The sequence below is a fragment of the Methylobacterium cerastii genome, from assembly GCF_022179125.1.
GTDB classification, from domain to species: domain Bacteria; phylum Pseudomonadota; class Alphaproteobacteria; order Rhizobiales; family Beijerinckiaceae; genus Methylobacterium; species Methylobacterium cerastii.
The window spans coordinates 1-3,522 of sequence record NZ_BPQG01000096.1 but is presented as its reverse complement, the minus strand read 5'-3'; the positions used below and the strand labels follow the sequence as shown (position 1 = coordinate 3,522).

Here is a 3,522-nt window from a genome sequence, read left to right as displayed (position 1 = left end):
CAGTGGCGGCCGGCAGCTTGAACGATGAAGGCGCCCGATCGGGCCCCTTCATCGTTCAAGCTGCCGGCCGCCACTGGCCTGGTTTTACTCCGCCACAGCGGCCTGGAATTGGTCCGCCCTTTACAGTCTGCACGACGTTGAGGCCCGGCACCTGCTGTAGGGCATCCGGGACGGTGCGGCGCTGCTGGGCCTCCAGCGTGGCGGCGGTGAGTACGGTGACGCTCGATCCGATCTGGTCGACTGGGGTCGGAACGCCGGTGGCTGAGACGGAAAGCTCGGAGAGCGAGACAGCCGCCTCGGCCCCGCGCGGGACATCGGCGAAGGGGGCCGCGGTCTGCTGCGCGAGCACGGGACCGGGAAGGGCGGCGCAGGCGAGCGCAAGCGTGCGCAGGCACGCCGATCGGGAGGGGAAGGACACGGGACAAGCCTCGGGCGACGTCTGTGGCACGTCACCGCGAACGAAGCCTGGGCGCATGCCTGTCGTGAGGACAGCCGGGCGCCTCGACACCCATCAGGACACCCCGCCCGATGCGTTTCGCGTGTGACCACGACTGACGGCAGGTCTCCTGGCTCGCGGGTCACCGCCCTCTCATCGTCTTCCCAGGCCCGAAGACCCAGTGACGTGTTGATGATGGGCTCGCCGCTTACAGTTGCGGGGGCAGCCGCGGCTTCGGGGAGGCCCTTTCGGACCTCATCCTCACCGCGTTCCCTTTTGATCCTCCGGGGAGGAACCGTCGGGCATACAGGACCTGAGGGAATGGCCCAGCGTCAATGTCGCTTCGGGGTTTTCCGCCCTGTGTGTTCATAACGTTACAAGTCGGGCCTCGGGGTCGATGGCATTCGGTTCGAACCGCGGCAGGCCCCGTCCTTTCACGAGGCCGTACACCGCCGGGATCACAACCAGTGTCAGGACGGTCGACGAGACCATGCCGCCGATCATGGGGACCGCGATCCGCTGCATAACCTCAGAGCCCGATCCGGTGCTCCACAGGATCGGCAGGAGCCCGGCCATGATGGCGACCACTGTCATCATCTTCGGACGCACCCGCTCCACCGCGCCGATCATGATGGCCCTCCGCAGGTCGGCACGGGTGAGTGCCCGTCCGGCGCGGTCGCATCCGGCCCGTATCTCGGTCAGCGCATGATCGAGGTAGACCAGCATGATCACGCCGGTCTCCGCGGCGACGCCGGCCAGCGCGATGAAGCCCACCGCCACCGCCACCGACAGGTTGAAGCCCATCCACCACATCAGCCAGACCCCGCCGACGAGGGCGAACGGCAGCGACAGCATCACGATCAGGGTCTCGGTGAGCCTACGGAAGTTGAGGTAGAGCAGCAGGAACACGATCAGCAGCGTCAGGGGCACCACGACCTTGAGCCGGGCCGTCGCCCGGTCGAGGTACTCGACCTGCCCGCTCCACTGCACGAGGGTGCCTTGGGGGAGCCTGACCTCGTTGGCCACCGCCGCCCGCGCCTCGGCGACGTAGCCCCCGAGATCGCGACCCGCGACGTCGACGTAGATGAAGACCGCGAGTTGCCCGTTCTCGGTCCGGATCTGCGTCGGTCCGCGGTTCAACTGCACCTTGGCCACCTCGCCGAGCGGCACTGTCCCCCCGCCCGGGATCGGCACCTGCACCTCGTCCGCGATGGCCCGCGGGTCGGACCGGAAGGCCCGGGGGTAGCGCACGTTGACCGTGTAGCGTTCCCGGAAAAACAAAGTGAGGCGCTTTAAGTCGGTGACAAAGCTTCGGATCCGTAGGACCGACAAGCAGAAGCACTAAGTCTACCTATTCGTCGATCGATTGAAAAGCCCGGCCAGGTTCATCCTGGCCGGGCTTTTCGTCATTGATGTTGGAATTGCATGCTCAGCGGTCCAACGATGTCATGGTTCCAGCCTAATTGCGAAGCGCATGTAATGCGGCATCGGCACCACCCAAGCAGCGTTTTATATCTCTCTAAGCGGATCAGGAACACAGAAAGAACAGCGTAGCTCCGGAGTCGAGATGCCGTCAAACCTACGCCCTATGGGAGCGCTTAAAGCACACGCCGGAGGGTTTTTGCCCTAACCGACAAACATTGCACACATTGGCCGACAAACTCACTGAATGCCCGAAGAACCATGCTAAGCGATATCAATGGCTTAGCGTAGACCCGGCCGACAAACTTTCTGCTCTCGCACAGCGAGACGGAAAGACAAAGGGCTCGGGGCCGCCTCGAAAGGCGGTCCCGAGCCCTTTTTGCATTACGACGGAGCGGCGGCGAAGCGGACGTCGAGCCCGAATGTGCGTGCCCGCTTCGCCGGTTTCGATCAGGCCCAGTCGCTGTCGTCGCCGCCGCCGAGGTCGCCAGCGAAGTCATCGTTGCCGCCATCGAAGGCCGCGTCGCTACCGGCGCCGAGCGGCGCACCGAAATCCTGGGTGCCGCCGGCATCCGAGCCGAAATAGTTGTTCTCGATGGTGGTGCCGCCACCAAGGCCGGCCGCCGAGGCGCTGCCGAGGCTCGAATGGCCGCCGGCGAAGGCGTTCGACAAGGCGCTACCAAGCAGCATGCCGCCGGCCGCGCCCGCCGCCATCGGCAAGGCCGTCGCCATGAAGCCGCCGCCGCGGGCGGGCGCCTGCTGCTGGCCGCCCCAAGGTCCGCCTTGCTGCGGGCCGCCCTGCGGATAACCCTGTTGCGGGTAGCCTTGCTGAGGATAGCCTTGCTGAGGGTTTCCCTGCGGCGCGCCGCCCTGGTTGCCCCAGGCGCCGCCGGCCCGCTGCTGCGGCTGCGGATCCTGGCGCTGCGAGCCGCCGCCGAAGATGCTCGACAAAAAGCCGCCGCCGCCCGAGCCTTGCGGCTGCGCCTGCTGCTGGCGGGCCTGCTCGAGCTGCTGGTTCAGGCTCTTGATCGCCTCTTCCTGCACGTAGATGAGCTGCGCCATCGCGTACGGCGCGTAGGGCTGGGCCCGGAGCTTGTCGGCAATGAAGCGCTCGGCATCGGCGTCGCGGGGCTGGCTCGAAGCCTGCTCCAGGCGCTGGAAGATACCGGAGATGACGTCGCGTTCTTCGCTGTTCATGGAGTCGTCCTCCTCAGGTCGAACCCGCGGCGTCTCGCGCCGCCTGGATGCAGAAGAGATGGGGAGGACGCGGCGCTTTGTCAGGGGCCGCGCGGAAAACTTCAGCGTGAGGCGCACCCTCGCCTTCAGGGCCGGACGACCTCTTGAAAAGCAAGATGCCGGAAACGCAAGAAGCCCGGCCTTTCGGCCGGGCTTCTGCGTGTCGGGTCGAGGATCGGGTTCGGCTGCGGCCCGGGGGTGCGGGCCGCGTCCGGTCCCGAAGGTCCTAGTACGAGCCGAACTTGTAGTTCAGGCCGGCGCGCACGACAGCGAACTCGGTGCTGTTGTTGCGGTTCAGGCCGCTCTGCACGACGGTCACGCCCGGCGAGGTCAGGGTCACGGTGCCGGTCGAGTTGGTGGCGAACGCGCCGTTGTTGCGGCCGTTCTGGTCGAGGTTCACGTACAGACCTTCCACCTTCAGCGTCACG

1 protein-coding gene, 3 pseudogenes and 1 riboswitch are annotated in these 3,522 nt (G+C 66.3%); all 4 genes and pseudogenes read right to left on the bottom strand.

Translation table 11 applies throughout. The features are described from left to right. Positions 1–112: 112 nt before the first annotated feature. Positions 113–475: pseudogene (locus tag MFF13_RS23785) on the bottom strand (TonB-dependent receptor plug domain-containing protein); the annotation flags it as partial. A gap of 64 nt (positions 476–539) precedes the next feature. Beyond that, positions 540–751, bottom strand: a riboswitch (cobalamin riboswitch). A 51-nt stretch (positions 752–802) separates the two neighbouring features. Next, positions 803–1,708 (bottom strand): annotated as a pseudogene (locus tag MFF13_RS23780) (efflux RND transporter permease subunit); the annotation flags it as partial. A gap of 600 nt (positions 1,709–2,308) precedes the next feature. Next, complete coding sequence (locus MFF13_RS23775; RefSeq protein WP_147828593.1) at positions 2,309–3,055, bottom strand: DUF2076 domain-containing protein; 747 nt, start codon at positions 3,053–3,055, stop codon at positions 2,309–2,311. A gap of 265 nt (positions 3,056–3,320) precedes the next feature. Beyond that, positions 3,321–3,522: pseudogene (locus tag MFF13_RS23770) on the bottom strand (porin family protein); the annotation flags it as partial.

Excerpts from the sequence above, each read along its gene's own strand:
- MFF13_RS23775 (WP_147828593.1), bottom strand. The coding sequence starts at position 3,055 with ATGAACAGCGAAGAACGCGACGTCATCTCCGGTATCTTCCAGCGCCTG.